General features: G+C 59.7%; 14 protein-coding genes. 11 read left to right on the top strand and 3 right to left on the bottom strand.

Annotation, left to right across the window (positions count from 1 at the left end):
- Positions 1-38: 38 nt before the first annotated feature.
- The 9 genes from VNZ65_RS13885 to VNZ65_RS13845 all read left to right on the top strand — a co-directional run bounded on the left by VNZ65_RS13885 (position 39) and on the right by VNZ65_RS13845 (position 12,186).
- Complete coding sequence (locus VNZ65_RS13885) at positions 39-1,016, top strand: GDP-mannose 4,6-dehydratase (RefSeq protein WP_325669950.1); 978 nt, start codon at positions 39-41, stop codon at positions 1,014-1,016.
- A gap of 12 nt (positions 1,017-1,028) precedes the next feature.
- Positions 1,029-2,510, top strand: coding sequence for a mannose-1-phosphate guanylyltransferase/mannose-6-phosphate isomerase (locus VNZ65_RS13880; RefSeq protein ID WP_325669948.1), 1,482 nt, complete (start codon positions 1,029-1,031; stop codon positions 2,508-2,510).
- A 20-nt stretch (positions 2,511-2,530) separates the two neighbouring features.
- A complete protein-coding gene (locus VNZ65_RS13875) occupies positions 2,531-3,340 on the top strand; it encodes an ABC transporter permease (RefSeq protein WP_325669946.1) in 810 nt (269 codons plus the stop codon).
- A complete protein-coding gene (locus VNZ65_RS13870) occupies positions 3,340-4,596 on the top strand; it encodes an ABC transporter ATP-binding protein (protein WP_325669945.1) in 1,257 nt (418 codons plus the stop codon). Before VNZ65_RS13875 ends, VNZ65_RS13870 begins: the two co-directional genes overlap by 1 nt.
- Positions 4,593-6,008, top strand: a complete 1,416-nt coding sequence (locus tag VNZ65_RS13865; protein WP_325669943.1) for a glycosyltransferase family 1 protein — start codon at positions 4,593-4,595, stop codon at positions 6,006-6,008. Before VNZ65_RS13870 ends, VNZ65_RS13865 begins: the two co-directional genes overlap by 4 nt.
- Positions 5,980-7,125, top strand: coding sequence for a glycosyltransferase family 1 protein (locus tag VNZ65_RS13860; protein ID WP_325669941.1), 1,146 nt, complete (start codon positions 5,980-5,982; stop codon positions 7,123-7,125). The genes VNZ65_RS13865 and VNZ65_RS13860 overlap by 29 nt, the downstream gene beginning before the upstream one ends.
- 130 nt (positions 7,126-7,255) lie before the next feature.
- The gene (locus VNZ65_RS13855) at positions 7,256-8,404 is read left to right on the top strand and encodes a glycosyltransferase family 4 protein (RefSeq protein WP_325669939.1); all 1,149 of its coding nucleotides are present in this window, start codon (positions 7,256-7,258) and stop codon (positions 8,402-8,404) included.
- Positions 8,405-8,557: 153 nt separating this feature from the next.
- A complete protein-coding gene (locus VNZ65_RS13850; RefSeq protein WP_325669937.1) occupies positions 8,558-10,378 on the top strand; it encodes a GGDEF domain-containing protein in 1,821 nt (606 codons plus the stop codon).
- A 53-nt stretch (positions 10,379-10,431) separates the two neighbouring features.
- Positions 10,432-12,186 carry a DUF885 domain-containing protein gene (locus VNZ65_RS13845; protein WP_325669935.1) on the top strand — a complete coding sequence of 585 codons (1,755 nt, stop codon included), beginning with the start codon at positions 10,432-10,434 and terminating at the stop codon, positions 12,184-12,186.
- A gap of 36 nt (positions 12,187-12,222) precedes the next feature.
- Here the strand turns inward: VNZ65_RS13845 and VNZ65_RS13840 are convergent, their stop codons facing one another.
- On the bottom strand, positions 12,223-13,122 hold the full coding sequence (locus tag VNZ65_RS13840; RefSeq protein WP_325669933.1) for a LysR family transcriptional regulator: 900 nt from the start codon (positions 13,120-13,122) through the stop codon (positions 12,223-12,225).
- Positions 13,123-13,284: 162 nt separating this feature from the next.
- Between VNZ65_RS13840 and VNZ65_RS13835 the strand changes: the two genes are divergently transcribed.
- The gene (locus tag VNZ65_RS13835; protein WP_325669931.1) at positions 13,285-14,292 is read left to right on the top strand and encodes an aldo/keto reductase; all 1,008 of its coding nucleotides are present in this window, start codon (positions 13,285-13,287) and stop codon (positions 14,290-14,292) included.
- A 31-nt stretch (positions 14,293-14,323) separates the two neighbouring features.
- On the opposite strand, the gene VNZ65_RS13830 is transcribed toward VNZ65_RS13835, so the two are convergent.
- Both VNZ65_RS13830 and cadR read right to left on the bottom strand, forming a co-directional pair.
- On the bottom strand, positions 14,324-15,205 hold the full coding sequence (locus VNZ65_RS13830; protein WP_325669929.1) for a LysR family transcriptional regulator: 882 nt from the start codon (positions 15,203-15,205) through the stop codon (positions 14,324-14,326).
- A 176-nt stretch (positions 15,206-15,381) separates the two neighbouring features.
- A complete protein-coding gene (gene cadR, locus VNZ65_RS13825) occupies positions 15,382-15,837 on the bottom strand; it encodes a Cd(II)/Pb(II)-responsive transcriptional regulator (protein WP_325669927.1) in 456 nt (151 codons plus the stop codon).
- A gap of 120 nt (positions 15,838-15,957) precedes the next feature.
- Between cadR and VNZ65_RS13820 the strand changes: the two genes are divergently transcribed.
- Positions 15,958-17,985 (top strand): heavy metal translocating P-type ATPase (locus VNZ65_RS13820; protein WP_325669925.1); only part of this gene is annotated, 2,028 nt, incomplete at its 3' end.

Below are 17,985 nucleotides of genomic sequence, written 5' to 3'. Positions count from 1 at the left end.
AAGAATAATCAAAAACAGAATCAACGGAGATACAGGCAATGACAAAGACAGCATTGATTACGGGCGTCACCGGACAAGACGGCGCTTACCTTGCCAAGCTGCTGCTTGGCAAGGGTTACAAGGTGTACGGCCTGCTGGCAAGGCGCAGCAGCGACACGCTGTGGCGCTTGCGCGAACTCGGCATCCTGGAAAAGCTGCAATTGATAGATGGCGACCTGGCCGATGCTACTTCCGCCATACGCGCCGTCTGTCAGGCCCGTCCGGATGAAATCTATAACCTGGGCGCGCAAAGCTTTGTCGGCACTTCCTGGAACCAGCCGGTGGTGACCGGGATGGTGGATGGGCTGGGCGTCACCCACATGCTGGAAGCGATTCGCCAGTTTTGTCCAGCGGCGCGTTTCTATCAAGCCTCCACCAGCGAAATGTTCGGCCTGATCCAGGCTGAACACCAGGATGAAAACACGCCGTTTTATCCGCGCAGCCCGTATGGGGTAGCTAAGCTGTACGGTCACTGGATCACTGTCAACTACCGTGAAAGCTTTGGCCTGCATGCTTCCAGCGGCATCTTGTTCAACCATGAGTCGCCCTTGCGCGGCATCGAATTCGTCACTCGCAAGGTGACGGACGCGGCAGCGCGCATCAAGCTCGGCAAGCAGCGCGAACTGCGGCTGGGAAATATCGACGCCAGGCGCGACTGGGGATTTGCCGGCGATTACGTGGAAGCGATGTGGCTCATGCTGCAGCAGGAGCAGGCTGAAGACTATGTGATCGCCACCGGCGTCACCACCAGCGTGCGCGAGATGTGCCGGATTGCCTTTACCCATCTCGATCTGAATTACGAAGATTATCTGGTGATCGATCCGCAGCTATTCCGTCCCGCCGAAGTGGACGTCTTGCTCGGCAATCCAGCCAAGGCCCGGCGCAAGCTTGGCTGGAAACCGAAAACCGGACTGGAACAATTGATACAGCAAATGGTCGACGCCGATATGCGCCGCCTGGCCTCAGACAAAGAATAAAGGGAGAGCAAGATGCGTACGCCAGAACCCGGTATTCCATTAACAGCAACGGCAGTGATCGTGCCAGTGGTGCTCTCGGGCGGTGCCGGCACGCGCTTGTGGCCGGTTTCGCGGGAAGGACACCCGAAGCCCTTCATCAAGCTCCCGGACGGCAAGAGCCTGCTGCAGAAGACCTATCAGCGGGTGGCCGAGATCGGCATCCGCGGCGATATCTTGAGCGTCACGAATCGTGACTATTATTTTCAGAGCAAAGACGAGTTCATCTCTGCCGACCTGGGGCCGCATCACCGCCCACATTTCATGCTTGAGCCTGCTGGACGCAATACGGCGCCGGCAATCGCGGCGGCAGCGGTATCGCTGCGTGCCTTACATGGCGACAACACCATCATGGTGGTGATGCCGGCGGATCACCTGATCAAGGATGTCGAGTGTTTTGCCGACGCCGTGCGACACGCCATCGAAGTCGCCAAGCAAGGCTACCTGGTGACCTTCGGCGTGCGGCCGTTGACGCCGGAGACCGGCTTTGGCTATATCGAGTGCGGCGACGAGATCGATAGCGCCGGCGCTGCGCAGGTCAAGCGTTTTATCGAAAAGCCGGATGCCGAGCGTGCCGCCGGCTTTGTCGGCAGCGGCAAGCATCTGTGGAACGCCGGTATTTTCTGCTTCTCTGTATCGGTTTTCCTGGCCGAGCTGGAAAAGCATGCACCCGAGATCCTGGCGGCGGCCACCGCCTGCATCGAAGCCAGCCCGGCCGCTCCTTCCGCCGGCGTCTTGCTGCAAGAATTGGATGGCGCAAGCTTCATGGCGATGCAGGATATTTCGATCGATTATGCCGTGCTGGAGCGTTCCGACAAGGTCGCGGTGATACCGGCCGACTTTGACTGGAACGATATCGGGTCTTGGGGCGCCTTGCGACAGCTGGTGGAGCCTGACGAACAGGAAAATCGTGTGCTGGGCGAGGCGGTGCTGATCGACAGCAGGAACAATTACATCTATTCCGAGCAGCGCCTGGTGGCGACCGTCGGCGTCAACAACCTGATCGTGGTGGACACGCCCGACGCCTTGCTGATTGCGCATCCCGACCATGTGCAGAACGTGAAGAAAGTGGTGCAGCAGCTCAAGAGCAGCGAACACGATACCTATAAACTGCATCGCACCGTGTTCCGTCCATGGGGCAGCTACACCTTGCTGGAACAGGGACCCAATTTCAAGATCAAGCGCATTGTGGTCAAGCAGGGGGCATCGCTGTCGCTGCAGATGCATCATCACCGCAGCGAGCATTGGGTAGTGGTGCATGGCATGGCGAAGGTGGTCAACGGCGAACGGGAAATCTATGTCAACACCAACGAGTCGACTTACATTCCTGCCGGTACCAGACATCGCCTGGAAAATCCCGGTTTGCTGGAACTGGTCATGATCGAGGTGCAAAGCGGCGCTTATCTGGGCGAAGACGATATCGTGCGCTTCGACGATAAATACGGCAGGTGCCGATAGTGCTGAAAGTGTTGAATCTGATGCAGAAGAGCAAAGCGCACACCCTGTTGCGCTCGATCTGGCACTACCGCGGCTTCATTGCCGGCAGCGTCCGGCGCGAGTTCCAGTCGCGTTACCGGAATTCGATGCTGGGCGCGGCCTGGATGGTGCTCAATCCGCTGGCCATGATCGTGGTCTATACGGTGATTTTCTCGCAGATCATGCATGCGCGCCTGCCGAATGCCAGCAGCCAGTTCGCCTACGGGATTTATCTTTGCGCCGGCTTGCTGACCTGGGGATTTTTTACCGAGACGGTGTCGCGCATGCAGAACGTGTTTCTGGAAAATGGCAACATGATCAAGAAGCTCAATTTTCCGCGCATCTGCCTGCCGATCATTACGGTGCTCAACGCGGGCCTGAATTTTTGCATCATTTTCGCCTTGTTCCTTGGTTTTCTGCTGGTCTCCGGCAATTTCCCCGGCTGGGTCTTCTTCGCCATGTTGCCGCTGTTGCTGATACAAGTGCTGTTTTCGATGGGGCTCGGCATCGTGCTCGGCGTGCTGAACGTTTTTTTCCGGGATATCGGCCAGCTGTTCGGCATCGTGCTGCAGTTCTGGTTCTGGTTCACGCCGATCGTCTATACGGTCTCGACCTTGCCGGCCGGCGTCCAGACCTTGCTCAAGTTTAATCCGATGAGCGCATTGATCATCGCCTACCAGGGCATCTTCATCAGTGCGGCATGGCCACGCTGGAGCAGCCTGTGGCCGGTTGCCTTGCTGAGCGTGGCCCTGTGCGTTTTCGGCATGCTGCTGTTTCGCAGGCATGCCGGTGAAATGGTGGATGAACTCTGATGGGTAAGGTCACGGTTAAAGGCCTGGGCAAGGCCTACAAGACATACGACGGGCGCTGGGCCCGCCTGGCCGAATGGCTATCGCCGTTTTCCGGGCCGCGGCATCAGTTGCATTGGGTCTTGCAGGATATCGATTTCCAGCTGGCGGCCGGCGAAGCGGTAGGCATCGTCGGCATCAATGGCGCCGGCAAAAGCACATTGCTGAAACTGATTGCCGGCACCACCCAGAGTACGGCTGGCACGATCGACATCCAGGGGCGGGTGGCGGCGTTGCTGGAGCTCGGCATGGGTTTCCATCCTGACTTCACCGGCAGGCAGAACGCGATCATGGCCGGCCAGCTGCAAGGCTTGCGCGGCGACGAGATCATTGCGCTGATGCCGGCGATAGAAGCATTTGCCGAAATCGGCGAGTACATCGACCAGCCGGTGCGCACCTACTCAAGCGGCATGCAGATGCGGCTGGCGTTCAGCGTCGCCACGGCCAGCCGGCCGGACGTGCTGATTGTGGATGAAGCACTGTCTGTCGGCGACGCCTATTTCCAGCACAAGAGCTTCGAGCGCATCCGCGCATTCCGCCACGCCGGCACCACACTGCTGATTGTTTCTCATGACCGCTATGCGATCCAGACCATTTGCGACCGCGCCATCCTGCTTAACCGCGGCCGTCTGGAAATGCAGGGCGATCCGGTGGAGGTAATGGATTATTACAATGCCATGCTAGCTGAACGCGAGCAGCAGACCGTACGCCAGGAGCGCCTGGAAGACGGCCGCCTGAGAACCATTTCGGGTACCGGCGAAGCCAGCATCGTGGCGGTGAATTTGCTGGATGACGAAGGCAGGCAGCTGGATGTGGTGGAGGTCGGCGCTTACGCCACGCTGGAAGTCCTGGTGACGATCAATGCCGCAGTACCGCGCCTGGTGATGGGCTACATGATCAAGGACAAGCTCGGGCAGTCGATCTTCGGCATCAATACGCATCGGCTGGAGATGCCGCAGACTGACTTGCAGCCTGGCGAAAAACTGGCGTATCGCTGCCGCTTCCCGGTGAACCTGGGCAAGGGCAGTTATTCGATCGCCATTTCCCTGTCGCGGCTGGATTCCCACCTTGACACCAACTACGAGTGGCGCGACTACAGCGTGATTTTTCATGTGGTCAATACCCGGCATCCCGATTTTGTCGGCTGCGCATTCCTGGACGCCGAGATAGCGGTTGAGCGCTCGGCCGGCAGCGTGCGCGTGGATGGAGTGACGATATGAGCAGAGTGCTGATCGAATGCACCTATGTATTCCATCATCCCGAAATGAATTCGGGGATACAGCGTGTGGTGCGCAACATCATCAATCGTCTGCCGGCGGTGCAAGGCGAAGCGGTGTGCGTTCCCGTCATATTCAAGCGCGGGAAAATACTCGAAGTCACTCGGCTGGCGCCTAGCCATACCGATGGGTGGCGCAGCCGCCTGCAGAAGAAGCTGGAAAAAGTGGCGCAGAAGCTGGTGCAGCTACGCAACCGCTACTGGCTGCTTCATTCGCGCCTGCTGCCCCTATGGCCGTGGCAGGCCTCGCATAATGTAAGGCGTGTGACCTACGTGCTATGCCGCCTGGCCAGTTTCTCGTTCATGCTGCCCCTCTACCTGACCGAAAAGATGCTGGCAAATATTGATGTGCAGCCGCGCGCTTTTGAAATGAGCTGCCGTGACGACGATATCTTGCTGCTGCTCGACTCCTCCTGGCATGCCGATTTTTTTCCAGTCGCGGAAAAATTGCAGCGGCAAGGCGTATCTATCGTGTCAGTCATCTATGACCTGATTCCCTTGACTCATCCGCAGTTTTGCGATGGCCCGCTGGTGCAGGTGTTCGATCGCTGGTTTGAATGGATCGCCAATACGGCCGACGGCTTCATCGCCATATCCAGCACCATTCGCGACCAGGTGCACAGCGAGGTGGAGCGACGTCTTGGCAGCGAGCGGGCCAGCGGGCGCTGGTTCGATTTTTTTCATCTGGGTTCCGAGCTTGACCAGGTTGACGCCAGTAAAACGGTAAGTCCCGCGCTGCAAAAACTGTTCGCCTCCGGCCGTTCTGTGTATCTCATGGTCAGCACCATAGAACCACGCAAGAACCACGCGTATTTACTGGATGCCTTTGAGCGTTTGTGGGAAGGTGGCAGCGACGTCGTCCTGTGCTTCATCGGCCGCATCGGCTGGAAGAATGAACGCCTGATCGAACGCGTGAAGAAGCATCCGGAATTGAAGCGGCGGCTGCACATGTTCAATGATCTCGACGACATCGAACTGGAATACGCCTACGGTCGAGCGAAATCACTGGTTTTTCCATCGTTTGTGGAAGGTTTCGGTTTGCCGCTGGTGGAAGCCATGCAGCGCGGTTTGCCGGCGATGGCTAGCGATATACCTGTTTTCCGCGAGATCGGCGGCGACTTCATCAGTTATTTTGACCTGAATCAGCCGGAGTCATTGGGCCGGCTGGTCGCGCAGTATGAAAGCAGCGGTGTGTTTCCGGCATCGAAAAAAATGCAGGACTGGTCCTGGCTCGGGTGGGAAGATTCCGCGCGTCAGCTGGTGCAGCGTGTCCTGCAGCAGGTGAATCAGAAAAAGCATGTCCAACAAAAGCATGTAGCCGACGGCCATGATGAAACTGAAAATTGCGCTGAATAGCGGAATCCTGCGGGCGCCGCGCACCGGCATCGGCAATTATGTTGCCGAACTGGCGCTGGCTTTGCAGCAGCATTCCGATCTGGAGTTGCAGTATTTTTACGGCACGAGCTGGCGACCGGAGCTGGCTAGCGTAGCCATGCCGGGATATTCGCGCTGGGCCGGGGCGGCCAAGCGGCTGCTGCCGGCCGCCTACCGGATACGGCGGTTGCTGGAGCAGCGCTGCTTCGATCGCGGCGCAGACCGGACCCGTCCTCACGTGTATCACGAACCGACCTTGTGGCCGCTGGATTTTCCCGGGCCGACCGTGATGACCGTGCATGACCTGACGCATATTCACTACCCGCATACCCAGCCCCGGGATCGCTTGAAGGAAATTGAACGGCGCCTGCCGTCGGCCGTGGCGCATGCCAGCCGGATCCTGGTCGACTCTGATTTCATCGGCACAGAGCTTAGACAACAGTTCAACCTGCCGCCAGAAAAGGTAGTGCTGGCACCGCTTGCCTGTTCCGCCATCTTCCGGCCCCGCGATGAACCGGAATTGCTGCCTCGCCTGGATGCCATGGGCTTGGCTTATCGTCGTTTCATTCTTTCTGTCGGGACGCTGGAGCCGCGCAAAAACCTGATGCTGACACTCAAGGCGCATGCCCGCTTGCCGCCACAGCTGCGCGCACGTTTTCCTTTGCTGATAGTGGGCATGGAAGGCTGGCAGACGGATGAGCTGAGCGGGGCGCTGGCACGGGCGGTGAACGCCGGCCACGTACGCTTTGCCGGTTATCTGGGGCAGGACGACCTGGCTTGCGTCACGGCTGCTGCCCGCATCATGGTGTTTCCCTCGCTGTACGAGGGTTTTGGCCTGCCCTTGCTGGAAGCGATGGCCAGCGGCACGCCGGTGATTGCATCGGACCGCGCCAGCCTGCCGGAAGTTGCCGCCGCGGCCGGTACTTACATCGATCCCGAGGATGAAGACGGGTTGGCCGAACAGATGCGCCGGCTGCTGGAGGATGACGCGCTGTGGGCGGAACGGCGCAGCGCCGGCCTGCGGCGCTCACAGGCGTTTTCCTGGGCAAGGTGTGCGGCGATCACCGCCGGGGTATATCGGCAAGTTTCAATTGGTTAAGTAATGTTTATTTATATAGTTTAATGTTAGAAAATATGGACTGGCGTTGAGACCGGCAGTCAGTGTCGATAGAAAATAGCTTTCACTTCTTGTCGCAACGGATGATGAAGCAGAATCAAAAGAGGATGCAATGCGAGTTCTTCATTTTTACAAGACCTACCAGTCCGAATCATATGGCGGCATCGAGCAGACCATATTTCAGTTATGTAAGTGCTCGCCTGCCAGCGGTGTTGAAAGCGAAGTGCTGACCCTGAGCGACGCGCCGGAGCCGGCGGAACTGATGTTCCACGGACACATGGTGCACCGGGTCAAGCAGGACCTGCAGATTGCCTCGACCGGCTTTTCTCTGTCCGCGATCAAGCGCTTCGCCCAGCTGGCAGAGGATTTCGACCTGGTGCATTATCATTTTCCCTGGCCGTTCATGGACCTGGCGCATTTCGTCACGCGCATGAACAAGCCGAGCGTGGTCACCTATCATTCCGATATCGTGCGCTACAAGGCGCTGCTGCAGCTCTACCGGCCTTTGATGCATCGCTTCCTGAGCAGCGTCGACGCGATCGTGGCGACTTCGCCGAACTACCTGCAAACCAGTTCGGTGCTGGCGGGTTACAAGGAAAAGACCCAGGTCATTCCCATCGGTCTCGATAAAAACAGCTATCCGACGCCGTCCGACCCCGTGACGGAGCAATGGCAGAAGCGCATAGGCGGCCGTTTCTTCCTGTTCGTCGGCGCCATCCGTTACTACAAAGGCTTGCACATTCTGCTGGACGCCGCGCGCGGCACCGATTATCCGATCGTGATCGTCGGCGCCGGCCCGATCGAAGAGGAACTCAAGCGACACGTCGCCGAGCAAGGTTTGAACAATGTGATTTTCCTCGGCCTCGTCAACGATGAAGACAAGGTGGCGCTGCTGCAGCAATGCTACGCCCTGGTTTTTCCATCGCACCTGCGCTCGGAAGCCTTCGGCATCTCTCTGCTGGAAGGCGCGATGTATGGCAAGCCCATGATTTCCAGCGAAATCGGCACCGGCACCAGTTATATCAACAACCACGGCGAAACCGGCCTGGTGGTGCCTCCCAGCGATCCCGGCGCATTCAGGGCCGCGATGCAACAGTTATGGGATAACCCGGAGCAGGCGCAGGCCATGGGAGTGCGCGCGCAAGCGCGTTACCGGAAATTGTTTACCGCGCGCGTGATGGGCGAGAGTTATGCCACGCTGTATCGCAATGTGTTGGCAATGCGCGGAGTGACAGAGCAGCCCGCCAGCGTGGGCGCCTGAGCTGGCAGCCATACCCGTCCTGGCATTTTAGCGATTTGTGATACGATTCTTTGATGGACGGGCTATTGATTATTTTATTCAAATAGCGTCTAACTATTAAAAACAATAGATTACATTCGCGCCGGATTTCGATCCGTGCCTATGTCATTTCGTATGTCACTAAATCGCTTATTCGGGCTCATTTCCCTGTTGCTGATGCTGCTGTTCCTGACGCTCGCCGGCATCATTGTCGATGGCGAATGGAAGGTCTATCAGCGCAGTACCGAAAGCATACCCGCGATCAGAAAACTGCATCTGGCGCTGCAGGTAGAAGAAAACCTGATAGCCGAGCGCGGAGTGAGCAATTTCCTGCTCCAGCAAGATTTGCCGGATGACGCGGCGATGCACGCCAAGCTGGCGCCGGCGCGTGCCGCCAGCGATCGTTCCCTACACAATCTGCGGCAGGCTTTGCAAGAACGGCCCGGCCCCTGGCTGGCGCCGGTGATGGCGGACGTACTGCTGACAGAGCGCAGGCTGGCCGCCGCGCGCGCGGATATGGACTCGCTGGCGGCCCGGTCAAAGGCACAGCGTGATCCAGAGGCAGTTGCGGTTGCTGCTGCCATGATCATGAGCACCTTGAATGTTTTTGCGCCCGCCGTTGCAGCTCTTTCCAGCATCGCCGTCCAGGCCGATCAGCAATTCCATGACGGTGTGGACAGCGCGCAGCTGGCCTCCAGCCTGCGCAACGTCGCCGGCCAGATGGTCTCGATTCTGACCGCGCCGGTGGTTGCCAGGCGGCCGCTGACGGCACAGGAAAGATACACCTTCGCCAAACTCTCCGGGCAGGCCGATCAGCTGTATGCGGTGATTGAAATGCAACTGCGCGCATACAGCCACAAGCCTGACTTCAGGACAGCCTTGCAGACGATTCGCGAACGTCCTCTGGGCGAAGGACTGGATCTTCTGACGAACCTGTTTGTCATAGGACGCAGTTCGGGAGGCTATGGCTTGGGTCCGGATGAATTGATCGCCAGCTACGTGCCGACGATGGCGGCGATTCCCCATCTGCGCGATCTGATCATCATGGACATGATTCGTGAAGCCGAGCAGCGCAATCTGAGAGCGCGCTATGTTTTGCTGGCGGCAGTCGGCCTCGCGGTTCTGGCCCTGGGAATTTTTTTCCTGCTGCTGCGCGTAATACGGCGCCGTGTCCTCAGGCCGATCCTCGACGCCACCGATTTATTTGTTTCCCTGGCTAACGAGCGCCTGATTACCAGCATCCCGACGCCGCGCTACGACGATGAAATCGGCGACATGATGCGCGCGATCCATGTATTGAAAGCGCACAGCCAGGAGAGGATTTGCCTGGAAAAAGAGCGCGAAGAGATGATTGCTCAGCTGCAGGCCGCGTCGGACACGGATTTCCTGACCGGGCTGTTGAACCGGCGTGCTTTTTTTGCGCAAGGGGAGCAGCAGTTCGGCATCGCCCAGCGTTACCGGCGGCAGCTGACCTTGATCCTGATGGATGTCGATCACTTCAAGGCCGTCAATGATCAGCATGGCCACCTGGCCGGCGACCAGGTGCTGTGCAAGGTGGCGGAACTGAGCAGGCGCTACCGGCGCAAGGTCGACCTGCTGGCGCGTTACGGCGGCGAAGAATTTCTGCTGATGCTGCCTGAAATCGACCTGGAACAGGGGCGCGCCGTGGCTGAGAAGCTGCGCGTCGAGATCGGCGCCTGTGATTTCCAGCTGGATGACGGCGTGTCTCTCAAGATCAGCGCCAGTTTCGGGGTCGTCTCTTTCGATCATGACGACACGCTGGAGAGCTTGATTGTGCGTGCCGACCAGGCTTTGTACAAAGCCAAGGACGGCGGCCGGAATAGAGTCACGGCCTTGCCGCGCGAGCCCGGGCAGGACGCCAGCCGCGGGGTTGAGGACGACAACGGCCGGGGGCGCGCCAGCGAACCAGGGAAAGGCGTTGACGGTTTCCATTGAGAAATGAATCCGGCTTAGTTTGCTAGAATAGCGGGCTAACATCCGGAGACAGCATGCGTAAAATCGTTTTTGTTCTTACTCTCATACTCGCACCATTCAGCCACGCGGCAACCCCTCAGCAACAACTCAATGCACTGTTCGACAACGACTGGCAATGGAGCTTGCGCACTGCGCCGGAGATGGCGACCGCTGTCGGCGACAATCGCTATAACGATCGTTTGTCGGACGTTTCCCCGGCCGCCAGCCTGGCGGCCAACGCGCATCAGGAGCAGATGCTGGCGCAAGCCGCTCGTATCGACCGCAGCAAGCTGAGCGGTCAGGATCTGCTTTCCTATGACCTGTTCATCTACGAAAAGAAAAAGAATATCCAGGCCGCCGGCTTTTACCCCTACAATCCGTCGCCGCTGACGCAGCTGAGCGGCGTCCAGTTCGACTTTCCGCAGCTGGTGGCGCAAACGCCGTTCAACGACGCCAAGGATTACCGCAATTACCTGGCGCGCCTGCGGGCACTGCCGAAATACGTCGACGGCGTGATCGCGCAATTGCAGCAGGGCGTCAAGTCCGGCTGGGTGGCTCCCAAGGTCACCATGAGCGTGGTGCCCGGACAGTTGCAGGAATTCGTCGCCAAGCTGGACAGCAGTCCTCTGGCCGCGCCGTTCAAGGATATGCCGGCATCGATTCCGGCGGCGCAGCGCATGCAGCTGGCGCGCCAGGGCCAGCTGCTGTTGCAGCAGGATATCGCGCCGGCTTTCCGCAAGCTCGATGCCTATGTCAGAAACGTCTACCTGCCGGCCTGCCGCGACAGCATTGCCGCTTCCAGCCTGCCTGGCGGTCCCGCCTACTATGCCTTCAAGGTCAAGGAAAACACCACGACCAGCATGACGCCGCAGGAAATCCACCAGATCGGGGTGCAGGAAGTGGCGCGGATCCAGGCAGAAATGAAGCTGGTGATGCAGCAGACCGGATTTACCGGCACGTTCGCGGAATTCATTACATTCCTGAATACCGACCCGCGTTTTTACTTCACCAAGCGGGAAGATCTGCTGGCCGGCTACAAGGACATCATCAAGAAATCTTCGGCGCAGCTGCCGCGCTTCTTTGCCGATATTCCCAAGGCGCCGGTCGATGTCAAGGCGGTGCCTGACGTCGGCGCGGAAAACCAGGCCGGCGCTTATTACGAACCGGGCACGCCTGACGGTTCGCGCCCGGGTTATTTCTTCGCCAACCTGTCGAAATTGGAGACACGGCCGAAATGGGAAATGGAAACCCTGACCTTGCACGAATCGATACCTGGCCATCATCTGCAGACTGCGCGAGCGCAAGAAATCAAGGGCTTGCCCGCGTTCCGCCGTTTCGGCTGGTATGTCGCGTTCGGCGAGGGCTGGGCCTTGTACGCGGAAAGCCTGGGCGGCGAAATGGGCTTCTATACCGATCCCTACTCGAAGTTCGGCCATCTGAACGATGAGCTGTTCCGCGCGGCGCGGCTGGTGGTGGATACCGGCATGCACGCACTTGGCTGGAGCCGCCAGCAAGCGATCGACTACATGAACGTCAACACCGCCAATCCGCCGCACGACAACCAGGTGGAAATCGACCGCTACATCGTCGATCCGGGCCAGGCGCTGGGTTACAAGATCGGCCAGCTGAAGATCAAGGCGCTGCGCGAAAAGGCGCAGGCGGCATTGGGCGACAAGTTCGATTTGCGGCGCTTCAATAACGCCGTGATCGACAATGGCGCCTTGCCGCTGGAGATGCTGGAGGCGCAGATTGACAGCTGGATTGCGCAGCAGGCTGCAGTCAAGTCGTGATTGCAGCGGCCGCTCCGGCGGCCAGCCGGGCCGGCCCTAAGCGTAACGCGCCGCCAGCAGTTTCGCGATCCAGTCGACAAACACCCGCACCCGCGGCGACAGATGTTTGTTATGCGCATACACCACCGATACCGGCAGCGGCGGTGGCTTGAAATCGGGCAGCACTTCTTCTACTTCGCCGCTCGCCAGCAAATCTTCCAGGCCAAAGCGCGGCGCCTGTATCAACCCCAGCCCGGCGCTGCAACTGGCCAGGTAGGCATCGGAACTGGCCACTGAAATCAGGCTCGGCAGTTTCAGATAATGCAGCTCGCCGTTTGCCATGTATTCCCAACCGAGGTCACGCCCGGTGCGGCTGGAAAAAAAATTCACCACCATGTGATGCTGCAGATCGCTCAGGGTTTGCGGCCGGCCGTGGCGCTCCAGGTAGGATCTGGCGCCGCAGTTGATCTGCTCCATGCTGCCGATGCGCCTGGCGATCAGGCTGGAATCGCTGAGCGCACCGACCCGCACCACGCAATCCACCGCTTCGCCGATCAAGTCGATAAAACGGTCGGTGGCGGTCAGCTTGAGCCGCAGTTGCGGGTAGAGCGCGAAAAACGCCGGCAGCGCCGGAATCACCACCTGATGCGCCAGGCGTTCCGGCAGGTCGACCCGGATCACGCCGCGCGGTTGCAACTGGTCGTGCTGGAACAAGGCGTCGACATCTTCGAATTCCGTTAATAATTGCGTGCAGCGGTCGAGGTAGGTGATGCCCTCGTCGGTCAGCGTCACTTTGCGCGTGGTCCGGTGCAGCAGCCGCACACCCAGGTGCTTCTCCAGCGCCTGCACCGCATTGGTGACCGTCGCGGCCGGCAGGTTCAGATGCTCTGCCGCGCGGCTGAAGCTGCCCAGTTCCGCCACGCGCGCAAAGACTCCCATGGTCTGGATGCGGTCCATTATGCTCTCTCGGATGGCAAGGGGATTATTGAAGATTCTCGAATAAAGAAATCATTCTATGCCCATTTATTCGCCGGCGGGGATGGACAATAATGGTTTCAAGGCAGCGGAACCTGGTCTTGCCCGTTCGCTGCATCTGGATAAACCAACCAAGGAATCACTATGAAAACCCAGCAACTAGGCCGCACCGGTCCGCAATCCTCCATCATCGGACTCGGCTGCATGGGCATGTCCGATCTGTACGGACCCGCCGACGAAAGCGAAAGCATCGCTACCCTGCACGCCGCAATCGATGCCGGCATTACCTTGCTGGACACCGGCGACTTCTACGGCATGGGCCACAACGAAATGCTGATCAGGGAGGCGCTGCGCAGCCGCAAGCGCGATCAGGTCCTGCTCAGCGTTAAATTCGGCGCCATGCGCGACCCTGCCGGTGCCTGGATCGGCAGCGATGGCCGTCCCGAAGCGGTCAAGAATTTCCTGTCCTACACCTTGCGCCGGCTGGGTACCGACCATATCGATATCTACCGTCCGGCCCGGCTCGATCCGAACGTGCCGATCGAGGAAACCGTAGGAGCCATCGCCGATCTGGTGAAGGCGGGCTATGTGCGTCATATCGGTTTGTCCGAAGTGGGCGCACAAACCATACGGCGGGCGCAGGCAGTACATCCGATTTCAGACCTGCAGATTGAATATTCGCTGGTCTCGCGCGGCATCGAAGCCGAGATTCTGCCGGTGTGCCGCGAACTGGGGATAGGCGTAACCGCTTACGGCGTGCTGTCGCGCGGCTTGATCAGCGGTCATTGGAACAAGGACAAGATGCTGACGCCGGGTGATTTCCGCAGCCGCAGTCCGCGTTTCAGCGGCGACAACCTGGCGCATAACCTTTCTCTGCTGGACGCCTTGCGCGCCATCGCCGACAGCAAGCAGGCCAGCGTGGCGCAGATTGCCATCGCCTGGGTGATGTCGCGCGGTAGCGACATCGTCCCCCTGGTCGGTGCCCGCCGTCGTGATCGCCTGGCTGAATCGCTGGGAGCCGCCAATGTTCAGTTGAGTGCCGATGATCTGGCGCGCATAGAAACCGCGCTGCCGGCCGACGCTATCGCCGGCGAACGTTATGCGCCGATGATGATGGCGCACTTGGATAGCGAGCAGTCGCACGCCGGTTAAATACCGAAGGGCGGGCAACAGCTTGCCCGCCCTACAACTTCAATTGCAGGAAATCGAGGAAGCAGCTGATGCGCCGCGCCAACTGGGTATTGCGGTAATACACCGCGTGAATTTGCTGGCGGTAGCCATTGTTATAGGGCGCCAGGATATCGACCAGGGTGCCGCGGGCGATGTCCTCGCGCACCATGAAGGCCGACAGGCAGGCGATCCCCAGACCGTGCAGCGCCAGCTGGCGTATGGTTTCGCCGCCGGACGCCAGCAAGGTGGGGCTGATCAAGAGATTCTCATCCTGCTGGTGGCGCAAGGGCCAGATATTCAGCGATTCAGGCTGGGTGAAGCCGAGCAACTGATGTTGTTTGAGCTGCGCGGCGTCGGCCGGCGTGCCATGCAGGCGCAGGTAGCCGGGGCTGGCGACGATGTGCAGCGAGCTTGCTCCCAGCCGGCGCGCATGCAGCATCGAATCTTGCAGGGCGCCGTGGCGGATGGCGATATCGGTGCGCTGCTCCAGCAAATCGATATTCTGGTCGTTGCTGGTCAGTTCCAGCGTGATGTCAGGATAACTGCCGCGAAATTCTGCAATGTGCGGCACTATGCAATGCAGCATGAACGGTGGCGACGCATCCACCCGCAGCCGTCCCGACGGCCTTTGGTGGCGCACCTGGATCGCTTCTTCCGCCTCTTCCATCGCAGTCACGATAGCGCGCGCCTTTTCCAGGAACAGATGGCCTTCTTCGGTCAGTTCCATGCGGCGCGTGGTGCGCGTCAGCAGCGAGGTGGCCAGCTTCTGCTCCAGCCGCGACAGTGCACGGCTCAATCCCGAAGTGGTCTGACCCAGCTGTTCGGCGGCGGCGCTGAGCGTGCCGCAGTCAACTACAGCGATGAAAATCCGCAGATCGTCCGAATTGATATTCATCAGTGTAGTGTTTCGTAGGTAATGGCGCTTCGGAAATGGTGGATTTTCGTGCCAGGCTAGACGGATGGCCGCCCCGCGCGAACCGGAGCGATAGCGGGACTATCGCGAGGATTTGCAACGACGCATGGCGCGAAAAGGTGCCGTTTATGAAGTGGCATTATCTGCGAAATACTGCACTAGTGCACTCCGCCGCCGTGGCTGCCTAGATTGGCGGGCGCATCATCATCCATGCTGGCCAGCCCCTGCAGGATGCCACAATCCTTGGCCGCCTGGGTTTTCTGGCATTGCTTGCGCAATTGCTTGAGCTGCGTTTGCAGCGCCTTCAATTCCGTGATGCGGGCGGCGACGTGGTCGATATGGTGATCGAGCAGGGTATTCACTTCTGCGCAGTTGTCTTCCGGCAAGTCGCGAAACTGCAACAAACGGCGTACTTCGTCCAGCGTCATATCGAGCGAGCGGCAGTGGCGGATGAACTGCAGGCGCTCGATATGCGCCTGCCCGTACAAGCGGTAATTGTTTTGCGAGCGCGCCGCCAGCGGCAGCAGGCCTTCGCGTTCGTAATAGCGGATGGTTTCCACCGGGCAGCCGGCATGCGTGGCCAGCTCGCCGATCTTGAGTGCAGTAGCAGTCATGGATCTGCTCCTTTTCCAGGTTATTTCACGTAAATCCTTGACCTTATAGTAGCTACAGGGTTTTAAATATGCAAGGAGTATGCGATTTGCATCAATGAAACCAGCGTCAAGGAGAGCATCATGGCCAGTTGCCAGCATGAACACAGCGATCATCCCCACGATCATCATGACCATCACGGTCACCAGCATGGCCACGCGCATAGCCATGAACATGCGGGAGCGGACGCCGGCGCGGCCGTCAGCCGCGCAGCACTGGCCGATGGCGCGCACGAGGCTGTGTTCCTGATACAGAAGATGGATTGTCCAACGGAGGAAAAGCTGATCCGCGACCGCTTCCGGCAGATGGCTGGCATCGAGGCCATGCAATTCAACCTGATCCAGCGCGAGCTGACAGTCCAGCATCGTTTGCCCTCAATTGATACCCTGGTCGCCACCCTCAAGGCGCTGGATCTGGAACCGGCGCTTAAATCGGATACGCTGACCGGCGCCGTCGGTCTTGCCGAAGGCCTGGGCGATGGTGCGTTCAAGATATCGCGCAAAAAGTGGCTGCTGATGGCGATCTCCGGCATCACCGCGGTCGGCGCCGAAGTAGTGGTCTGGAGCGGCGGCCAGGACAGCTCGTGGCTGGTGATCGGTTTGGCGCTGATCGCCATCCTGACCGGCGGTCTCGATACCCTGAAAAAAGGCTGGATCGCGCTGCGCAATTTCTCGCTCAACATGAATTTCCTGATGTCGCTGGCGGTGATCGGCGCGGCCGTCATTGGCCAGTGGCCGGAAGCGGCGGTGGTGATTTTCTTGTTTGCGCTGGCGGAAATGATCGAAGCGCTGTCGCTGGATCGCGCCCGCAACGCCATCAAGGGCTTGATGGCGATGGCGCCGGACATGGCGACGGTGCAGGGCGCCGATGGCGAATGGCGCGAAGCGGCCACCGGAGACGTCAAGCTGGCGGCGCTGATCCGCGTCAAGCCGGGTGCGCGCGTACCGCTCGATGGCTTGGTGACAGAAGGGCAAACCACCATCAACCAGGCCGCCATCACCGGTGAAAGCATGCCAGTGCCCAAGCAGGCCGGCGACCAGGTGTTTGCCGGCACTATCAATGAACGCGGCTCATTCGTCTACCGGGTCACCGCGCTGCAAGCTAATTCGACCCTGGCACGCATCATCAAGAGCGTGCAGCAGGCGCAGGGCGAGCGCGCGCCGACCCAGCGCTTTGTCGACCAGTTCGCACGCTATTACATTCCGGTGGTGGTGCTGGCGGCGATCCTGGTTGCTACCTTGCCGCCGCTGCTGATGGGGGCGGCTTTCTATCCATGGCTGTACAAGGCGCTGGTGCTGCTGGTGATCGCCTGTCCCTGCGCGCTGGTGATTTCCACCCCGGTGACTGTCGTCAGCGGCCTGGCGGCAGCGGCCAAGCATGGGATACTGATCAAGGGCGGGGTTTACCTGGAAATGGGGCGCAAGATCAAGGCATTGGCGCTGGACAAGACCGGCACCCTGACCCTGGGCAAGCCGCGCGTCACCGATGTGCAACTGGTGCAGCCAGTGGCTGATGCCGACGGCCAGTTGCTGCGTCAGTTGCAGCGCCAGGCTGCCAGCCTGGCCGGCCGTTCCGATCATCCGGTATCGACCGCGGTGGTAACGCATTGGCAGGCAGCCGAAAGCCTGCTTGAAGTCAGCGCGTTTGAAGCGCTGACCGGCCGTGGCGTGCAGGGCAAGATCGGCGGTGAACAGTTTTACCTGGGTAATCACCGGCTGGTGCATGAAATGAACATCTGCAGCCCGGCGCTGGAGGCGCGCCTGTCGGCGCTGGAGAGCGAAGGCAAGACCACCGTGGTGCTGTGCTCGGCGTCGCGGCCTTTGCTGATCCTGGCAGTGGCCGATACGCTGCGCGATACCGCGCCGCAAGCCGTTGCGGCGCTGCGTGCGATCGGCGTGGAAGCGGTGATGCTGACCGGCGACAATGCCCACACCGCGCAAGCCATCGCGGCCCAGGTCGGCATCAGCGATGCCCGCGGCGACCAGCTGCCGCAGGACAAGCTGGAAGCGATCAACGATTTGCGCGCGCGTTATGCCTGTGTCGGCATGGTGGGCGACGGCATCAACGATGCGCCGGCGCTGGCGCAAGCCAATATCGGTTTTGCCATGGGT

The sequence above is a fragment of the Collimonas sp. genome (assembly GCF_035566555.1).
GTDB lineage: Bacteria > Pseudomonadota > Gammaproteobacteria > Burkholderiales > Burkholderiaceae_D > Collimonas.
Note: the sequence above shows the minus strand (reverse complement) of the source record. Positions and strands in the feature narration are given on the sequence as shown.